This is a genomic window from Burkholderia sp. 567, from assembly GCF_040545115.1.
Classification (GTDB): Bacteria; Pseudomonadota; Gammaproteobacteria; order Burkholderiales; family Burkholderiaceae; genus Burkholderia; species Burkholderia ambifaria.
The window spans coordinates 1-19,426 of the sequence record NZ_JBEPLG010000003.1; the positions used below are offsets into that span (position 1 = coordinate 1).

Genomic DNA, 19,426 nt, shown 5'->3' on the forward strand with positions numbered 1-19,426 from the left:
GAATCGGCGGTCTGCCAAGGCCCGTGGGTGAGCGTCAGCGCCCTGCTGCTTCAGGCTCGGCGCTTCAACGCTGACGGACAGAAAACCGATGAAACGTGCGACATCTGTATTTAGCTGGCGCTACGACATCTGAATCCGGGTATGACATCGGATTGTAATGGCTACATAGAAATGTCCGCTTTCGTGCCGCGTAAGCTGAACGGCCGCCGGGTGTCCGGCGCCGGAGGCTGCGATGGCTGCAACGGAGCGGATCACGATGACGATGCGCCAGCTGGACCGATGCAAGGTCATTCAGGACGTGGCGGACGGCAAGCTCAAGCCATGGCGTGCGGCAGCCGATGATAAGCGCGCCCGTGATAGACGAGGCCCGAACACGCGGAACCGAGATGTACCGCCTGCACGGCGCAGAAAAAGACCGTATGTGTGCCGATGTCGATGCTTCGGTCCACCGTGCAGTCGAGACTCGCGGCCGCCGTGGCCAGCACCGGCGCACCCGTGACGAGACGGATCCACTCGCCGTACGTGAAGCGCTCGGTCATCTGGACATCGCCCTTGCCCGCGAAGATCGGTGCAAGCATCTCGTGCTCGTGGGAAAGAACGTTGACACAGATGATGCCCGCCTTGCTGAAGTGGCCATATTGACGGCTGGACTGGCCTATGCAAACGAGCACGGTAGCAGGGTCGTCGGTGACGGAGCACACCGCGGACACCGTCATGCCGACATCGCCGGAAGGTGTCGTGGTGGTGATGATATTCACCGCGGCGCCGATACGGGACATGGCTTCGCGGAAGGTCGTGCGGTCAGGGGAAAGTGCTATCACGGCGGTACCTCTCTCGGTGGACGGAACGGGGGTGCGGCTTCATGGCGGAGCGCCACAGGTACTTGCATGAAGCATGCGTGGTGAAGTACCCGTGGCGTTGCACCGTTCATTGCCCGCGCCGCACCGTCGACGGGTTCTCGTGGCCAGTTGCGCTGGCGGCGATTCCTATTGCTGATGAACGGAAGCTGCTGGCCCTGAACCGGCAAGCTGCTCTTTGATCAACTGTTCTTCGGCATCGTCGTAAAGGCCGGCAATAATGTGCTCGTAGCGTGCCGTCAATGCGTTGCGGCGTTTCTTGCGCGTGGCGGTCATCACGCCGTTTTCCGGTGTGAGTTCCTCGGGGAATATCCTGAACGCCTTGATCTGCTCTGCCCGCGCCAACCTCGCATTCGCCTTTTCCACCTCTTCACGGATCAGGTCGATAACGATCTGCGAGGTGGCCAGATCGGCGTACTGCGTGACCGAAGGGTCGCGCGTCCTGGCCCAGTCCATGGTGAGCGTGCCGTCGACTTCGATCAACGCCGTCAGATACTTGCGCCCTTCGCCAATCACCAGTGCCTCGGTAATGTACGGGCTCTGGCGAAGTTCGTTTTCGATCTGAACCGGGCTGATCGATTTGCCGGCGGCCGTATTGATAAGCTCCTTCTTTCGATCGATCAGCTTGTACGAACCGTCCGCGCCAACGTTGACGATGTCGCCGGTATACAGCCAGCCGTCCCGCAACGCAGCCTTCGTTTCGGCTTCCTTGTTCCAGTAGCCGATGAACAGCCCCGGCCCTCGAACGATCATTTCGCCGTCCGGCAACACGCGGGTTTCCCAGGCGGGGTCGTCAAGCGGGACGCCGGAGTTGCCAGGCCTCGACCAGTCGGTCACCTGCGCGAGGTTTCCGCCGACCATCTCCGTTTGCCCGTAATTCTCTTTCAAGTTGACGCCCCACAACTGAAACAGTGTGACGACCTCGGGCGGCACCGGAGCGGAGGCCGTATACGGATAGCGCAAATCGTCGAAGCCGATTCTGGCCAGCAACGGCTTGAAAACGCGCTCACGGCAGGTGGCGTAGAGCTGTTCCTTGAATGTGTCGCCCGTGCCTGCGTCCAGCCGATCGGCCAGCACTTCCCGCGCGATGCCAAGCGCGAGCTTGTAGTTTCTCTGCTCGGCTTCGCTGCTGCCGTTTACGTGGTTGATGATCTGGGTCGCGAACTTCTGATAGAAGCGCGGCGGCGCCATATAAGACGTCGGTCTGACTTCCTGTATGCATTTCGCGAAATCGGCCGACACGTCGACGAAGTAAGGTACCGTCTTCGCGATCAACGGCAGCGTCGTCGCCTGAATGCGCGCGACCGTGTGCGAAAGCGGCAGATGGACCACCATGCGCTGCGGTTCGGACAATATCGCCGGACAGAAGGTCGGCCACGTGAACGCGCCCGCGAGCATCGACACATGCGTTAGCATCGCGCCTTTGGGCGGCCCCGTGGTTCCGGAGGTATAACCCAGGCTCACCAGGTCCGTCGGCCTCGCAAGCTCGGCCTGCTCACGCAGATAAGCGACTTCGTCGCCAAAAAAATGCGACGCGAACTCGGCGAGTGAAACGACATTCATGCCGGTTTCGCCAGGCGGGCGCTTCCAGTCCGGATCGAGCACCACGATCTTGAGGAGCCTGCGGGACGTATCGGCCGCTTCCATGATCCGAAGCTGTTCGGCACTTCCGGCAAAAGCGAGTCTCGCCCCTGAATCCTCCAGGTAGTAGCGGACCTCTTCGACCGACGCGGTGAAATAGACGCCTACCGTAACCGCTCCCGAGCAGATCGTCGCCATGTCGGCAATGAGCCACTCCCGGGATACGTCGCCCATGATGGCAATCCGATCGCCTCGTGCTACACCGGCCGCCCTGAGGGCGGCGGACACGGAACAGACTGCGTTCGCATAGCCTTTCCAGGTGGTGGGCACCCACTCCCCGGCACGCTTCTGAAAGAACGCGTTTGCGTCGGCGTCGTTCTTCACGCGCTCGATCAGCAAGGCCGGAATGGTGGTGGTCGTGAATTGACTGCCGGAAGTCCACGGTGCCGCGCTCATTTCCAGTTGTCTCCAAAGCGCTTGCGCCTTTCGGTAAACGAAGCCACCGCTTCGCGGCGCTCGGGGGAATTGAACGTGATCGTCTCCAGAGCGAGCGACGTATCGAGAAGCAGATGGGCATTCTGCTTGACGAGCTTGTTGACGCAGTATTTCGTCCAGACGATCGCGTCGCGCGGACCGCTCGCGAGCAGTTCCGCGTAATCGATCGCCGCCTCCAGCAGCTTGTCGCTTTCGACGATCTTGTTGATCATCCCCATCGTTAGCGCTTCCTCCGCGCTGACGAAGTCGCCCGTCATCAGATAGTGCCGAGCGCGGACCGGCCCGAGAAGAAGCGGCCAGATCACCGCACCGCCGTCGCCCGCAACGACACCGGCATTGACGTGCGTATCGGCGAACCGTGCGGTCGGGCTCGCATAAATCATGTCGCAGAACAGCGCGAGCGTCGCGCCCAGACCAACGGCGACGCCATTGACCGCCGCCACGATCGGCACCTCGACCTCGAGCATGTTTCTCACGAGATGACGGCCGCCGCGCGTCGCCGACGGGATATCGCCATTGTCGATCGACTTCTGATCGCCACCGGAGCAGAAACCGCGGCCGGCGCCGGTCAAAACGATCGCCTTGACCGATTTGTCGTGATCCAGATCGACGAACACCCGTTCCAGCTCGCTGTGCATGTCCCAGTTGATGGCGTTCAGGATTTCCGGGCGATTCATCGTGACAATCGCGACACCGGAGGACCGCTGTTCGACATTCAGATACTGATAGCGCGAAGACGTATTCATACGTAGGTTCATCCTTGAGTGTGCTGCGGGTTGGCAGCCTGCGGGCGCATGGCGCGAATCTTCTCGAGCAACTCGTCGGTCGGGCGGACAATATTGTTGCGATCGTTGAAATGAGGAATCACGTAGCGACCCACCATCTCGATCGCCGACATGATCTGCTCGTGCGGTACCGAGTCGATATGCAGCAGCACCTCGTCGATTCCGAGCTTCTCGTATTGCTCCAACTGACGGATGACGGTATCGGGGCTTCCGCACACCGTCGTGGCGGATTCGTTCAGGAGGTAGTCCCAATCTTCGGCGGCGCGTTGCATCGCGGGCACGCTTTCGGCCATGTACGCGTAGTTGTCCGCGAGTTTGGCGAGCCGCGGATAGGCGTCGGTCGAGATGCGCGCGTAGTTCATGATCGCGCGGGCGTAAATGTCCTTCGCTTCCTGGTCGGTCTTGCCGATACCGATGAAGAGCGGCATGCCGGCACGCGGCTTGTGCAACGGTCCGGTATCATCGCGCTTCCAGCTCTTCCAGTAGGTGTCCAGCAGGCCCTTCTGTTTTTCCCATCCCTGATAAATCGCATGGCTCATCACCGCCAGGCCTTCCGAGCCGGCCCAAGCGTGGCTGTTCGCGCTGGTGGCGGCAACGCCGAGCACGGGATACGGTTTTTGCAACGGCTTCGGCACGAGCGACCGGGGCGGCACCTGGTAATACTTTCCGTCGAAGGTGAAAACGTCCTCACGCATCGCTTTGCGCAACAGCGCCATGCCCTCTTCCATTTGCGGAAGGGTTTCCTCGGGCGATACATTGAACGCGCGCATTGCGATCGTCGTGTTCGCGCGCCCGCAATACATCTCCATCCGACCGTCGGAGAGGATGTCGGTGGCCGCCAGCCGTTCCGCGGTACGCAGAGCGTGATTGATGGCCTTCGGCATCAACGCCACGGCAGGACGAAGCTTGATTCGCGAAGTGACGGCCGCGAGATAACCAAAGACCACTTCAGGCGCCGAACTCGACACTCCGCCAAGCGCAAAGTGCTGCTCCGACAACGCAACGAAGTCGAAACCCATTTGCTCCGCGAAAAGCGCTTCGCGAACCAGCTCGCGAAGCCTGTTCGAGTAGCTATGCCCGACCTGCGTCTCCTGCTCGGACCAAAAACCGAATTTCAATGGCATTTTCTTTTCCTTGACAGTAGTAATTTGAAAATTCACGGCGCGCGCGAACTGTTACCGAGGTTCGGTCAGTGTCGCGCCGTTCGTTGACCAATGGACATCGCCGTTTGACTTGATTTGGAAACGTCTCATCCTTATTAGATAGTGGTACTTATCTATCTGGATGCCGTTTCTGCCTTGATGTCTCTTTTGTTTCCGTGAATAAATATTGCCGCAGATCACGCAGCATTTTTTATTCTTTTCATGCCGCGACCTTGCCGATACCGGCAGATCATGCTGCCGGCTTTCCGCCCTTTTCTACGTCGACGATTCGGCTGCAAATGCCGACGCGAGAAGTCTCGCCGTCGCACGCAGGCAGGCCTCGCCAATCTCGCGTGACGATCCTCGCGCATCGCCCAGCACGCCGGTTCGGGAGATGGACGCCACGCCCTCCTTCCACATCCGGTTTAATTGCTCGGTCGTCATGACGCCCACGTGGCCTGCCGTGAGTTGAGCGAGTCGGACACTGTCGGGATGAAGGTGGATCATGAGGGAGGTTTCGGCGATGTCTGCGTGTCCGCCCACGGATTCCGGATCGCCACCGGCTTCCTCGACCGCCAGTCGCCATTCACGCAGCCACGCCTGATGATTCGTATAGGCAAGCACCTGGACGTCCGGTCCGACAGCCTGTCGCAATCCCGGCAACATCGCATGAAGGGCATTGAAGTTGCCGACATGCGCCGAGAACAGGTAGATGCGCTTGAATCCATGTGTCGCGAGGCTCACGCAGTAATCGTGGCAGAGCGCGGCATACGTGTGTTCCTGCAACGAGATCGTGCCCGGGAAGGCCATGTGGTGCTTCGAGCATCCCGCTTGTATCGTCGGTGCGATCAGGGTTCGCCCCAGCAATGTGGCGATTTCCACGGCGAGCGCGTCAGCATGATCGGCATCCATGCTCAGCGGCAGATGGGGGCCGTGCTGCTCGATTGCGCCGCAAGGAATGATGACGCGATCGAACTGCGTGGCTAATGCAGCCGCGACGTCCTCATACGTCATGCGCGCAAGATGCAGCGTTTCCGGCAGTTTGAGATTGCTCACGATCAGACCTTCTTGTTGCGGTTCAGAAATCTGGATCTTGCGTCCGCGGTCTGCGCGTTACCGAGATATCCACGCAGGTCATCGAGCGTCATCTGCAGCAGCGCTTCGTCGTTCATCCGTGGACTCTCGCGCAGCGTTCGCTTGATGGCGGCGAAGAGTTGGCGATCTTTGGTGCAAAGCTCGCGGCATTTGGCCAGCGCGTCTCGCAGCGTTTCATCGCGCGCGGATATCGCGTCCACCGCGCCTATCGCCAACGCTTCTCCGGCGGTGATCAGTTCGCCTGAAAAAAGCAGCGAACGCGCGGCACGTCGACCCAGCAGGGCCGCTGCGTGGCGCATGCCTTTTGCCGCGGGCAACAAGCCATGATTGATCTCGGGAAATCCCAGCCGGGATTCAGCGGACGCGACGACGTAATCCGCATGCAGCACCATTTCGAATCCGGCACCCACTGCATACCCGTTGACCGCGCACACGAGCGGGCTCGGATACTGATCGAGTTGCGCCAGGAACGCGTGGAACGCTTCCATGCGCGACAGGGCGAGCTCGTGGTCCGCCACTTCATTGATATCGCCGCCGGCACAAAAGAACTTCTCTCCCGCCCCGGTGAGCACGATGCCCGGTGGCACGTCTTGTCGAGCGAGGTCGCGGAATATGGACATCAATGCGGTGATGAGCGGTTCGCTCAGCGCGTTCGCCGGTGGCCGGTTGATCGTCAGCCGCACGACGTCCGCATCGATGTGTGTGCAAATCAATTCGTCGGTTTTCATACCTGATGTCTCGTGAATTTTCATCGGGTCAGTGTAGGTCCAGCAGGCCCAAATTTAATTTTGATTTGCCGGCGCCATCGTTGATTCGGCGGATTAAAATCGCGTCAGTCGGATGGCCCACCGTATGTTGCGCCGAGGGCGACGACACATGAATTCACCGAGGCCCGGCAGGCGCAGAAAGCGAGTGAACCGTGGAACCCGAAAATCCTGAAATCCGTATGTCCGCTTCGCGAGCCATGACAGACGCGGTGAAGATCAACTATCAACCGTTCGATCCGGACTCCGTCGATTTGCCGGTCATTTCCGTTCTGCTGGAGACGAGTGGAAAAGAGGATGAGCTGCCGATGCACGTTCATCGCAAGGGGCAAATGGTCGTCGCATTGAGCGGGTCGGTCATGTGCCGATCACCGAGCGGATGGTGGATCGTCCCGCCCAACGGCGCGGTGTGGATTCCGGGCGGCATTCCTCACAGCAATCATGCTTCCGATTTCGCCAAGCTGTACGTCATCTTCATTCCACCGGACGAGGCCGGTCTGCCCACCGACTGCCGCAGCTTTACGATCACGCCGCTCATCCGCGAGCTGATCCGTTCACTGGCCAGGTTCCCGCCCGACTATCCGAAGGACGGCCCGGTGGGCCGGCTCGCCAGAGTGTTGCTGGATCAACTCGCGCTGCTCGCGCCCGACGACGTCTTTCTCCCGATCTCCGACAATCCCCGGCTTCAACAGATCGCTTCGGCGTTGCTCGACAACCCCGCCGACCGCAGCACGATCGCGGAATGGGGGCGCCGATATGCGATGAGCGAACGTACGCTCGCGCGGCTGGTACGCAGCGAAACCGGCATGACCTTCGGGCGCTGGCGCGAGCGTCTGCATATCATCATTGCGCTTCAGCGATTGTCGGCAGGCGCGTCGGTTCACGCAGTGGCGCTCGAGCTCGGCTATGAAGGTCCGAACTCGTTCATCACCATGTTCAAGAAGACCATGGGACAAAGTCCCGGAAAATTTCGAGTGGACAAGAACGAGGCTTCGTCGCGTTGATCGAAACGCGGCGGCGGGTGCTACGCCGCCGCCTCTTTCACAGCTGGCGCGCTCGCTCCCTCAAGTTGAACTTCTGGATCTTGCCGGTCGCAGTCTTCGGCAGTGGCGAGAACACGATGGTCTTGGGCACCTTGAAATGTGCCAGCCGCTCGCGGCAAAACGCGATGATGTCCGCTTCAGTCACGACCGAATCGTCTTTGAGCGTGATGAAAGCACAAGGTGTCTCGCCCCACTTGTCGTCGGGACGCGCGACGATTGCCGCCTCCAGAACAGCGGGATGGGAATACAGTATGTCCTCGATCTCGATCGACGAAATGTTTTCGCCTCCCGAGATGATGATGTCCTTCGAACGATCCTTGATTTCCAGGTAGCCATCGGGATGCCATACCCCGAGATCGCCCGTGTGAAACCACCCGCCGGAAAATGCCTCCACGGTGGCGTCCGGATTCTTCAGGTAGCCCTTCATGACGTTGTTGCCGCGCAGAAATACCTCGCCGAGCGTTTGCCCGTCTTTTGGAACGGGCTCCAGCGTATCCGGGTGGGCCACCATCATTGCCTCGAGAACAGGGCCGCGCACACCCTGGCGGGCCTTGAGTCGCGCTTTCGCATCGAGATCGAGCGCATTCCACGACTCGCGCCACACGCATTGCACGACCGGCCCATAAGACTCGGTCAACCCGTACGCGTGCGTCACCTCCCAGCCCATGCACTCCATGCCGGCGATCACCGAAGCGGGCGGCGGCGCACCGCCGGTCATGACCTTGACTCGGTGACGAATGCCCGCTTTCAGCTCCGGCGCGGCGTTATTGATCATGTTCAACACCACGGACGCGGCACAAAAATGCGTGACCGCCTCGGCGCGGATGGCGGCGAGGATCCGCTCGGCCCGCGTATGGCGCAGAAAGACACTGGTGCCGGCCACCAACGCCATGGTCCACGGAAAACACCAACCATTGCAATGAAACATCGGCAAGGTCCACAAATAGGTCGTGTCCTCGTCCAGATGCCACGATAGTGCATTCGACACGGCGTTCAGATATGCGCCGCGATGGTGATACACGACACCTTTCGGATTGCCCGTCGTGCCGGATGTGTAGTTAAGCGAAATGGCCTGCCATTCGTCTTCCGGCATCGCGACAGAGAATTCCGTGTGCATGGCCTCCTGCAGCAACGCTTCGTAGTCTTTTTCGCCGAGCAGATCGCCTTCTCCACACTGTGGATCGTCGATGTCGATGACCTGAATGACGCGGCCAAGCCGTGCCAGGGCTTTCTTCACCGTCGGGGAGAATTCGCGGTCGGTGATCAGCAGCTTCGCGTCGCCGTGGTCGAGAATGAAAGCGATCGTGTCGGCATCGAGCCGTGTGTTGATGGTGTTCAGTACGGCGCCGCAAAGCGGTACACCGAAATGCGCCTCGAACAGTTCCGGCGTATTGGCCGCGATCATCGCCACCGTATCGCCGTTGCCAATGCCGCGCCCGCGCAGCGCACCGGCGAGCAGCCGGCAACGCCGATAGGTTTCGGCCCAGTCGCGGCGAATCGTGCCGTGCACGATGGCCGTGCGCTCCGGCCAGACAGACGCGGCGCGTTCGAGAAACGTCAGCGGCGACAAGGCAATGAAGTTCGCCCGGTCGCGCTCGAGTCCGATCGTATAGGGATTGTCTGCCGTTGTTTTCATGCGGGCCGCCCCGCGGCTATGGCACTCGCGCGCTCGCCGACGATGCCGAGGTTTTCTGCGTGTCTCATCTCTCCTCCAGTTGCTTTTATGGTCACGAAACGCCCTGCAATGAGCGGCACGACTTCATCCGGAAAGACGCCACTGCAACCAGAACCGGAGAACCCGATTTCTGCATCGGCACGGCGGCACGACCGGATGGCGTCAAACTTCCTGATGGTCGTGAATACGCTCTATTTTTCTCTGCTCCACCATGTTCAAACCGTAGCCCTCCAGCCCCACGATCGTTCTTTCATGATTGGAGAGCAGGATCATGTTCTTCACGCCGAGTTCGGTGAGAATTTGCGCGCCTATTCCGTAATCACGCAGTTCCGGCTCGGCGGGCTTGGGATGCATCATGGAACGCACACGTTCCGACACGGCCGTGACGCGCGACTCGCGGATCACCACGATGACGCCGCGATTCTCGTCCGCCAGCAAACGCGCAGCGCCGCGTAGAGACGCGAGGTGGTGACCGCCGATGACGTCGTTCATGGTATCCATCGCATGCATGCGCACGAGAACAGGGTCGGCTCCCCGTAGATCGCCCATGACGAAGGCGATATGCTCGACCTGGTCGATCCGGTTCCGGTAGACCACGATCCGCCAATGCCTTCCATTCGGCTCGGTAAAGCTGCCGTGTTCAACGGCCTCCACGAGCCGTTCCGTTCGTCGGCGATACGCGATGAGATCGGCGATCGTGCCCAGCTTCAACTGATGCCGCCGTGAAAAGGCGATGAGGTCAGGCAGCCTCGCCATGGTGCCGTCGTCGTTCATGATTTCGCAGATCGCACCGGCCGGTGCGAGCCCGGCCAGCCGGGCGATATCTACTGCCGCCTCGGTGTGACCCGCGCGCACGAGCGTGCCGCCGTCGCGCGCCATGAGCGGAAAGACATGCCCGGGAGAAACGAGCTCGTCTCGCCCCGTTTCCGGATTGATCGCAATCGAAATCGTGCGGGAACGGTCGGCCGCCGAGATGCCGGTACTCACACCGTCACGCGCCTCGATCGACACCGTGAAGGCCGTCTCGTGCCGCGAGCCGTTGATTCGGCTCATCAAATGCAAGCCCAGCGATTCGCAGCGCGAGCGTGTCATCGCGAGGCAGATCAAGCCACGCGCATGCGTCGCCATGAAGTTGACGGCGTCGGGCGTGGCGAATTGCGCGGGAATGATGAGGTCGCCTTCGTTCTCGCGATCCTCGTCGTCGACCAGAATGAACATCCGCCCGGCGCGCGCTTCTTCGATAATCTCCGACGCCGTCGCGATGTCGGCGCGCGAATCCGCCGGCCCGCCGGCGGGCATTGCGTTACTCATGAGAACACCTTACGCGATGTGATCACGACGCCTGCGCCAGTCCATGAATCTGGATAGGCCGTGTCTTGTCGATAGGAAGCGTCGTCTTGTTGGCAAGCCGTTTCAGGACGACGTTCGAGCGAACGCTGGCCACACCGGGAAGCGACGTCAGCTTGTGTGTGATGATGTGTTCGAGTTCGACGAGATCCCTCGCCACCACGCGCAGCAGATAGTCGGTTTGCCCTGTCATCATGAAGCAGTCCATGACTTCGGTGATGCCTCTGACCGTGTCGGCGAAACTCTCCCGCGCCTGCATGCCCTGCCGCTCCAGACTGATCTCGACGATGGCCATGATGCCCAGGCCGAGAAGGGACGCATTGAGCACGGCGACGCGCCGGCTGATTACACCGAGACGCTCCAGATTTCTGACTCTGACGAGACAGGGAGAGGGCGACAGGTTGACTCGAGCCGCCAGTTCGAGATTCGTCAAACTTGAGTCCTCCTGAAGTTCACTCAGGATGCTAAGGTCTATCCTGTCCAGCGCAACGTTCATGACCTGGGTCTCCTCTTTGCACAAGGCTCCGGTGCCCTGAGGTTCGAACGCTCGCTTTCGGGAAGAACATCGATTTCCGCTCCAGCATGCATTCGAACAACATCACCTGATGAACGAGTTTATGCGAGGCAGCTCTCCGGAAAATTCCGATAAAAAGTCGAGTTATCACCAAAAACAGACATTCTCGCCGCACGCTCGGGAAAACCCGCTATTCGTCATACTTGCGACACGCAAGCCGAGATGGCGATCAGGCCTTTCTGGGCGGCGGCAGGTCGGTACACACGCCTTCGTACAGTTCGGCGGCCATGCCGACCGATTCGCCGAGCGTCGGGTGCGGATGGATCGTCTTGCCGATATCTTCCGCGTCCGCGCCCATCTCGACGGCGAGACACACTTCGCTGATCAGGTCGCCTGCGTTCAGGCCGACGATGCCGCCGCCGATCACGCGATGGGTTTCCTCGTCGAAGATCAGCTTCGTGAAGCCTTCGTCGCGGCCGTTCGCGATCGCGCGGCCCGATGCGGCCCACGGGAACACGGCCTTGCCGTACTTGATGCCTTCGGCCTTGCACTGGTCTTCCGTCTTGCCGGCCCACGCCACTTCCGGATCGGTGTAGGCCACCGACGGGATGTGCAGCGCGTCGAAGTACGCCTTCTCGCCGTGCGCGGCTTCCGCTGCGACGTGGCCTTCATGCACGGCCTTGTGCGCGAGCATCGGCTGGCCGACGACGTCGCCGATCGCGAAGATGTGCGGGACGTTCGTGCGCATCTGCTTGTCGACGTCGATGAAGCCGCGGTCGGTGACGGCCACGCCTGCCTTGTCGGCGCCGATCTGCTTGCCGTTCGGGCTGCGGCCCACCGCGACGAGCACGAGGTCGTAGCGCTGCGCTTCCGCGGGCGCCTTCTCGCCCTCGAACTTCACGTAGATGCCGTCTTCCTTCGCTTCCGCGCCGACCGTCTTGGTCTTCAGCATCACGTTGCCGAAGCGCTTCGCGTTGTACTTTTCCCAGACCTTCACGAGATCGCGGTCCGCGCCCATCATCAGGCCGTCCATCATTTCGACAACATCGATCTCGGCACCGAGCGTCGCGTACACCGTGGCCATTTCGAGGCCGATGATGCCGCCGCCGATCACGAGCATGCGCTTCGGCAGTTGGCGCAGTTCGAGCGCGCCCGTCGAATCGACGACGCGCGGATCTTCCGGCATGAACGGCAGCTTCACCGCTTGCGAGCCCGCGGCGATGATTGCCTGCTTGAACTTGACGACCTTCTTGCCGTTTTCGCCCTGCACTTCCATGTGATACGGATCGACGAATGCGCCGACGCCCGTGACCACTTCGACCTTGCGCGCCTTCGCCATGCCGGCGAGGCCCGTCGTCAGTTTCTTGACCGCGCCGCCCTTGAAGTCGCGCAGCTTGTCGAGATCGACTTCCGGCTTGCCGAACGTGATGCCGTGCGACGCGAGCGCCGCGGCTTCGTCGATGACGAGTGCCGTGTGCAGCAGCGCCTTCGACGGGATGCAACCGACGTTCAGGCACACGCCGCCGAGCGTCGAGTAGCGTTCGACCAGCACCGTCTTCATGCCGAGGTCGGCCGAGCGGAACGCGGCTGAGTAGCCGCCGGGGCCGGCGCCGAGCACGAGCATGTCGCACTCGATGTCGGCGGCGCCGCTGTAGCTGCCGGCTTGCGGCGCGGCGGCCGGAGCGGGCGCAGCCGGTGCGGGTTTCGCTGCCTCGGGTGCTTTCGCGGGTGCGGCGTCGCTTGCTGCTGCTTCGACGATGGCGATGATGGTGCCTTGCGAGACTTTCTCGCCGGCTTTGACCTTGACTTCCTTGACGGTGCCGGCGACGTCGCTGGGCACTTCCATGGAGGCTTTATCGGATTCGAGCGTGATGAGCGTTTGTTCTTTTTCGATCACGTCGCCCGGCTTGACGTTGACTTCGATGACATCGACGCCGCTGAAATCGCCGATATCCGGAACTTTGACTTCGATGAGACTCATTACTGTCCCCTTCTTGATTAGCTGCTGACAGAGGCAGAGGGCTCAACCGCTGAACGACGGCCCGACTGGAGAACGGGGACTTGGGCAGGACCACCTTTGCTGTCCGCCCAAGGACGCGCCTTTCTTTTGGTTACTTTTCTTTGGAAGACAAAGAAAAGTGACCGCCGCCCCGCGCAGGGGCGACGCTAGCGGACCGTTATGAAAGCAAGTTCAACGACGAGGCGTGGATGACCGACAGAAACCCCACAGAAACCCCACGCCCCCGCGAGCCCCTCCACTCATCAAAGAACGATGCGCCGGAAATCGGAAAGCAACGCTCCGAGATACGCATTGAACCGCGCGGCTTCCGCGCCATCCACAGCGCGGTGGTCGAACGACAGCGAGAGTGGCAGGATCAACCGCGGCAAGAACTGCTTGCCGTCCCAAACCGGCTTCATCGCGCCGCGCGACAACCCGAGAATCGCCACTTCCGGCGCATTGATAAGCGGCGTGAAATGCGTACCGCCGATCCCGCCGAGCGACGAGATCGAGAAGCAGCCGCCTTGCATCTGGTCCGGCTTCAGCTTGCCGTCGCGCGCGGCCTTCGACAGCTCGGCCGTTTCCTTCGCGATGTCGACGAGCCCCTTCTTGTCCGCATCGCGGATCACAGGCACGACGAGACCGTTCGGCGTATCGGCAGCGAAACCGACGTGGTAGTACTGCTTGAACACCAGATTGTCGCCGTCGAGGCTCGCATTGAAGGTCGGGAACTTCTTCAGCCCGGCGACGACCGCCTTGATCACGAACGCGAGCATCGTGAACTTCACGCCCGCCTTCTCGTGCTCCTTGTTCAGCTGCACGCGCAGCGCTTCGAGCTCGGTGATGTCCGCTTCGTCGTTGTTCGTGACGTGCGGGATCATCACCCAGTTGCGATGCAGGTTCGCGCCCGAGATCTTCTTGATGCGCGACAGCGGCTGCGAATCGACGGGACCAAATTTCGCGAAATCCACCTTCGGCCATGGCAATAGACCCAGCTCCGCGCCGTTCGCCGGGACAGGCGTCGAGACCGGAGACGTGCCGGACGATGCCGTCATCGCATTCCTGACGAACGCGGCAACGTCTTCCGATGTAACGCGCTGCTTCCGACCGGTGCCCTGCACATGCGATATCTCGACGCCCAGTTCTCGCGCGAACTTGCGCACCGACGGCGACGCGTGGCTTGCGCGATACGGCTCGCCTTCGCGCGCCGGGGCGCGATGCAATGGCGTGGATGCGGATTTCAGTTCGGGCGCCGCCGCGGGCGCTGGCACTGGCCCTGTCGTGACATTCGCCGGCGGACACGTGAGGTCGCGCGCAGCGGACGCGCCCGCAGGCACAGGCACCGCGTCGTCCTGCCCCTCGCCATCGCTTTCGAGCAGCGCGATCAACGTGCCTTGCGACACCGTCTCGCCAACCGCGACCTTCACCTCCTTGATCACGCCAGCGGTGGGACTGGGCACATCCATCGTCGCCTTGTCCGACTCGAGCATGACGAGCGACTGCTCCTGTTCGACGCGTTGTCCGACTCCCACCAGAACTTCGATCACGGGGATGTTCTTGTAATCGCCGATATCCGGTACTTCTATTCGTGTCACCCGCACATTCGTCTCCAACAGCAAGCGTTTCAACAGTCGGCGCCCCCTCTTCATCAGGCCGGACGCACTTGATTCGATCGGATTTCCCGCGATGGACCGATGGACGCGCGAGGCCTTCGAGCAGCCGATTCGCGCGCCGCTCTCATGGCGCTCACCGGTCAACGGGTTCTAGACAAGCCAGGGTTCGATCAGCCCGCTTCCGGTTCGCCCGTATCGGTCGATCGCCCGACGCACGATGTCAGGGTCCTGCTGGCCTTCGTCGACGAGTGCTTTCAGCGCGGCGATCACGATCGACGCACGGTCCACTTCGAAGAACGCACGCAATGCCGCACGTGTATCGCTGCGCCCGAAGCCGTCGGTGCCGAGCACGACATAGCGGGACGGTACGTACGCGCGGATCAGTTCGGGCACGGCGCGCACATAGTCGGTCGCGGCGATCACCGGCCCACGCGCGGCGCCCAGGGCCGCCGTCACGTAGGGCACCGCAGGCTCGCCGCGTTCCACCAGCCGCTGCGCGCGCTCCGCGGACACGCCGTCGCGATGCAATTCGGTAAAGCTCGTCACGCTCCAGACGGCCGCGTCGATATTCCAGTCGTCTTTCAACATCCGTGCCGCGGCCTGGACTTCACCGAGAATCGCGCCCGAGCCGAGCAACTGCACCTGCGCGATCTCGACCTGCGCGGGCTCCAGCACGTACATCCCCTTGAGCACGCCGCGCCGGACGCGATCGACATCCGCTTCAGTCAACGAACGTTGCGCGTAGTTTTCGTTGGTGACCGTCATGTAGTAAAACACGTCGCGCTGACGCGCGATCATCTCCTGCATGCCTTCGTCGACGATCATCGCCACTTCGTACGCGAAGGCCGGATCGTACGCACGGCAGTTCGGTATCGTCGAGGCCGCAAGGTGGCTCGTGCCGTCTTGATGCTGCAGACCTTCACCACCGAGCGTCGTCTTGCCGGCCGTCGCGCCGATCAGGAAACCGCGCGCGCGCTGGTCGGCAGCCGCCCAGATCAGGTCGCCGATACGCTGGAAACCGAACATCGAGTAGTAGATATAAAACGGCAGCATCGTCAGATCGTGCACGCTGTATGACGTCGCCGCGGCAATCCACGACGACACCGCGCCCGCCTCGGAGATGCCCTCTTCCAGAATCTGGCCGCCCGTATCCTCACGGTAATAGAGCATCGAACCCATGTCTTCCGGCTCGTACAGTTGACCGAGCGGAGAATAGATGCCGACTTGCCGGAACAGATTCGCCATGCCGAAGGTGCGCGCCTCGTCGGCGACGACGGGCACCACACGCGGCCCCAGCTCGGCGTCCTTCAACAGGTTGCCGAGCATGCGCACGAACGCCATCGTGGTCGACATTTCCTTGTCGTTGGTGTCGAGCGCGAATCGTCCCCACGACGACATCGCGGGCACGGCCGGCGCGTGCGATGCCGATGTGCGCCTTCGGGGAAGGTAGCCGCCCAGCGCCGCACGGCGTGCGTGCAGATACTGCATGACGGCACTGCTTTCGTCCGGTTTGTAGAACTTGAGTTGTTCGACATCGTCGTCGGAGAGTGGCAGGCGAAAGCGGTCGCGAAACGCCTTCAGCTGGTCGATGTCGAGCTTCTTTTGCTGATGTGTCGTCATGCGCCCCTGGCCGATCGCGCCCATGCCGAAGCCCTTCATCGTCTTCGCGAGAATGACCGTAGGTTGCCCGCTGTGTTTCGACGCCTTTTCGTACGCAGCGTGCAATTTGCGCACATCGTGGCCACCGCGCCGCAGGCGATCGATATCGTCGTTGCTCAGATGCGCGACGAGCGCGGCCAGTTCGGCGTTCTGACCGAAAAAGCGTTCACGATTGTAGGCGCCGTCGTTGGCGGAAAACGTCTGGAACTGGCCGTCCACGGTGTGCGCGAACGCGCGCAACAGCGCCCCGGTGCGATCACGTGTAAACAGGGCGTCCCAGTCCGAACCCCACAACACCTTGATGACGTTCCAGCCCGCCCCCTTGAACTGCGCTTCGAGTTCGTCGATGATGCGGCCGTTGCTGCGCACCGGTCCGTCGAGCCGCTGCAAATTGCAGTTGATCACGAACACGAGATTGTCGAGTCGCTCGCGCGCGGCCAGCGAAAGCGCACCGATCGCCTCGGGTTCGTCCATCTCGCCATCGCCGAAATAGCCCCACACCTTGCGGCCTTCCGTGCGTTGCAGTCCGCGGTTCTGCAGATAACGCATGAAACGCGCCTGGTAGATCGAGTTGATCGGCCCAATGCCCATCGAGCCGGTCGGGAACTGCCAGAAGTCCGGCATCAGCCACGGATGCGGGTAGGAACACAGTCCCGCACCTGTGATTTCCTGTCGGTAATGCTCGAGATGCGCGTCGTCGAGAAAGCCTTCGAGGTAAGCCCGCGCGTAAACGCCCGGCGCGGAATGAGGTTGAAAATAGACGAGATCGCCACCGTGGGCATCATTCGGGCCACGAAAGAAATGATTGAAGCCCACTTCGAACAGGTCGGCCGCCGACGCATAGCTGGCAATATGCCCGCCGAGCTCACCGTAGGCGCGATTGGCCCGCACCACCATGGCCAGCGCATTCCAGCGCAGCGCGGCGGCAAGCTTTTCTTCGATATCGAAGTCGCCCGGATACGGCGGCTGCTGATCGACGGCAATCGTATTCGCGTAGGGCGTGATATTGAGGCGCGCCGTTGCGATACCGTTGGACGAAGCGTGGGCCGCGAGCCGATCGAACAGGTACTGAGCCCGTTCGGCACCTGCATGCCGAACCACGCCATCGAGCGCGTCGAGCCATTCGGCGGTTTCGAGTGGGTCGTCGTCGACTTTCGTCTGGCCCAGGGAAAGGATCGAGGGTGTCCCCGTCGATAAGTCGGTCATCTTGCAACTCCGTAAAAGCAATGCGAATTTAGTGGCGAGTGCGCAAAGATTACGGGGGATGCCGCAGAATGTGTGGTCGTATTAAAGGCCGCCGACGCGGTGTCGGCTGCAGTCTCTTCTGCGAAATGCGTGATCGACAGCATTTCTATTCGATGCGGGCGGCCTCGCGTGGAGAACCCGGCGTCACGGGCGGGAAATTGGGCGAAAGGCGCGTCGAAACGCGAAGCGCGTTACATCACGACGGGCACCAGCAAGGAACCGGCCGCATGATTGCGGCCGCTCGCGCCACACGTTCATCGACGCGCCGAGGCGCGCGGCTTCACACATCGGCCACGGCATCCGCTGGGCCATCCGCTCGGTCGTCCATCTCGGTCGAAGCCGCCGGCGCGAGCGCGGCCTCCGATTGCGTGCGAGCCAGCGCGGCGAAATAGCGGCCTGGCGAATGCCCGAGCGCTTTCTTGAACATGGTGATGAAGGCGGTTACCGACTCGTAGCCGAGTTCGTCCGACACGCGTTGCACGGAAGCGCCGCCGGCAAGCTCGCGCACCGCAACGAGCAGTTGCAACTGCTGCCGCCAGCGGCCAAAGGTCAGTCCCGTTTCACTGACGACGAGCCTTGCCAGCGAACGCTCGCTCATGGCGAGACGCTTGGCCCATTGCGCGACGGTGCTGCGATCGCCGGGATTGGCGTTCAACGCGTCCGCCATCTGCCGGATTCGCGGATGATCCGTAACCGGCAGATAGAGGCGCTCGACCGGCATCAACGTCAGCTCATGCAACAGCACGCGTGCAAGCCGGTCGATATGGCCGCCCTGCTCATAGTCCAGCGGCGCACCGGCCAGACGCAGGATCATTTCCCGCAGCATCGGCGAAATGGACAGCGTGCAGCAATCCGTCGGCAAGTCGACGATACCGGGCTCCGCGAACAGATAGCAAAGCCGGGCATTGGGTGTGGCATGGTTACTGTGCGGCATCTCGCCGGGAATCCAGACGCCGCATTGCGGCGGGACGATCCAGAACGCGCCCGCGACCCGACAGGTTACGGCGCCGTGCAACGCCAGCACCAGTTGCCCCTTCAGATGCTTGTGAACCGGAATTTCGGCAGCATGCTCGTCGACGCGCATGTGCATCGCTACCGCCGGCCGATCGATCGCGTCGGGATCCGCAAAATCAGGAAGACTAACGTAATGGTTCATATCCGGCATTTTAGCGACATGTTGGAATTGTAGCGAAATCGATGCGAAGCACGAGCCGGCATAGTCGCGTCATACCAAGCTGGAATGGCGCCACGACTTCATTGCGCAAGACCTCCCCTTCCCTGCACCTGGAATCCGGCCTTGCCGTCCGGTTCGGACCCGATTGTGCTTCGTGCGTGGGCTGTGGCACATCACGTGCACGCTTCACGAGTCGGACGAAAGCCACGATGTGCGTCGAGCAGATCGACGTGGACGGCACCGCGAAGTTCAGCGAGCCACCGACCGCGAATTACGCTTCGATTGACTGCTCTCACCGCACAATCGGCCGAACGGAGCGCCACTGCGGCAACACAAGAATAAGAAATGCTGCCTGAACTGCGGCAATATTTCCCCGTGCAATCAAAATGACTTCACGATCCAGGCGACCCGGATTTCGTCACGCGATGAGATCTGGAG

General features: G+C 61.5%; 14 protein-coding genes. 1 reads left to right on the top strand and 13 read right to left on the bottom strand.

Features of this window, described 5'->3' with window-relative positions:
* Positions 1-314: 314 nt before the first annotated feature.
* From ABIC50_RS10735 to ABIC50_RS10760, 6 genes are all read right to left on the bottom strand, one after another.
* On the bottom strand, positions 315-821 hold the full coding sequence (locus ABIC50_RS10735) for a flavin reductase (protein ID WP_229083575.1): 507 nt from the start codon (positions 819-821) through the stop codon (positions 315-317).
* A gap of 165 nt (positions 822-986) precedes the next feature.
* Entirely contained in the window at positions 987-2,894 is a 1,908-nt protein-coding gene (locus ABIC50_RS10740) for an AMP-dependent synthetase/ligase (protein WP_354163698.1), read from the bottom strand.
* Entirely contained in the window at positions 2,891-3,691 is an 801-nt protein-coding gene (locus ABIC50_RS10745; RefSeq protein WP_354163700.1) for an enoyl-CoA hydratase/isomerase family protein, read from the bottom strand. The genes ABIC50_RS10740 and ABIC50_RS10745 overlap by 4 nt, the downstream gene beginning before the upstream one ends.
* Positions 3,688-4,842, bottom strand: coding sequence for an LLM class flavin-dependent oxidoreductase (locus tag ABIC50_RS10750; RefSeq protein WP_354163702.1), 1,155 nt, complete (start codon positions 4,840-4,842; stop codon positions 3,688-3,690). Before ABIC50_RS10750 ends, ABIC50_RS10745 begins: the two co-directional genes overlap by 4 nt.
* A gap of 294 nt (positions 4,843-5,136) precedes the next feature.
* Positions 5,137-5,916 carry a creatininase family protein gene (locus tag ABIC50_RS10755; protein ID WP_354163704.1) on the bottom strand — a complete coding sequence of 260 codons (780 nt, stop codon included), beginning with the start codon at positions 5,914-5,916 and terminating at the stop codon, positions 5,137-5,139.
* A 2-nt stretch (positions 5,917-5,918) separates the two neighbouring features.
* Positions 5,919-6,683: an enoyl-CoA hydratase/isomerase family protein gene (locus ABIC50_RS10760; RefSeq protein ID WP_354163706.1), complete on the bottom strand. Its 765-nt coding sequence runs from the start codon at positions 6,681-6,683 to the stop codon at positions 5,919-5,921.
* 218 nt (positions 6,684-6,901) lie between these two features.
* Between ABIC50_RS10760 and ABIC50_RS10765 the strand changes: the two genes are divergently transcribed.
* Positions 6,902-7,723 carry an AraC family transcriptional regulator gene (locus ABIC50_RS10765; protein ID WP_354164436.1) on the top strand — a complete coding sequence of 274 codons (822 nt, stop codon included), beginning with the start codon at positions 6,902-6,904 and terminating at the stop codon, positions 7,721-7,723.
* 37 nt (positions 7,724-7,760) lie between these two features.
* On the opposite strand, the gene ABIC50_RS10770 is transcribed toward ABIC50_RS10765, so the two are convergent.
* From ABIC50_RS10770 to ABIC50_RS10800, 7 genes are all read right to left on the bottom strand, one after another.
* Positions 7,761-9,398 carry an acyl-CoA synthetase gene (locus ABIC50_RS10770; RefSeq protein WP_354163708.1) on the bottom strand — a complete coding sequence of 546 codons (1,638 nt, stop codon included), beginning with the start codon at positions 9,396-9,398 and terminating at the stop codon, positions 7,761-7,763.
* A 201-nt stretch (positions 9,399-9,599) separates the two neighbouring features.
* Complete coding sequence (gene ribB, locus ABIC50_RS10775; RefSeq protein ID WP_354163710.1) at positions 9,600-10,748, bottom strand: 3,4-dihydroxy-2-butanone-4-phosphate synthase; 1,149 nt, start codon at positions 10,746-10,748, stop codon at positions 9,600-9,602.
* A 22-nt stretch (positions 10,749-10,770) separates the two neighbouring features.
* Positions 10,771-11,280 carry an Lrp/AsnC family transcriptional regulator gene (locus ABIC50_RS10780; protein ID WP_011661374.1) on the bottom strand — a complete coding sequence of 170 codons (510 nt, stop codon included), beginning with the start codon at positions 11,278-11,280 and terminating at the stop codon, positions 10,771-10,773.
* Positions 11,281-11,527: 247 nt separating this feature from the next.
* Positions 11,528-13,279, bottom strand: a complete 1,752-nt coding sequence (gene lpdA, locus ABIC50_RS10785) for a dihydrolipoyl dehydrogenase (protein ID WP_354163712.1) — start codon at positions 13,277-13,279, stop codon at positions 11,528-11,530.
* 281 nt (positions 13,280-13,560) lie between these two features.
* Positions 13,561-14,946, bottom strand: a complete 1,386-nt coding sequence (aceF, locus tag ABIC50_RS10790; protein ID WP_354163714.1) for a dihydrolipoyllysine-residue acetyltransferase — start codon at positions 14,944-14,946, stop codon at positions 13,561-13,563.
* A 114-nt stretch (positions 14,947-15,060) separates the two neighbouring features.
* The gene (gene mdeB / locus ABIC50_RS10795; protein WP_354164438.1) at positions 15,061-17,775 is read right to left on the bottom strand and encodes an alpha-ketoglutarate dehydrogenase; all 2,715 of its coding nucleotides are present in this window, start codon (positions 17,773-17,775) and stop codon (positions 15,061-15,063) included.
* A gap of 319 nt (positions 17,776-18,094) precedes the next feature.
* Entirely contained in the window at positions 18,095-18,970 is an 876-nt protein-coding gene (locus tag ABIC50_RS10800) for an AraC family transcriptional regulator (protein WP_354163716.1), read from the bottom strand.
* Positions 18,971-19,426 lie beyond the last annotated feature (456 nt).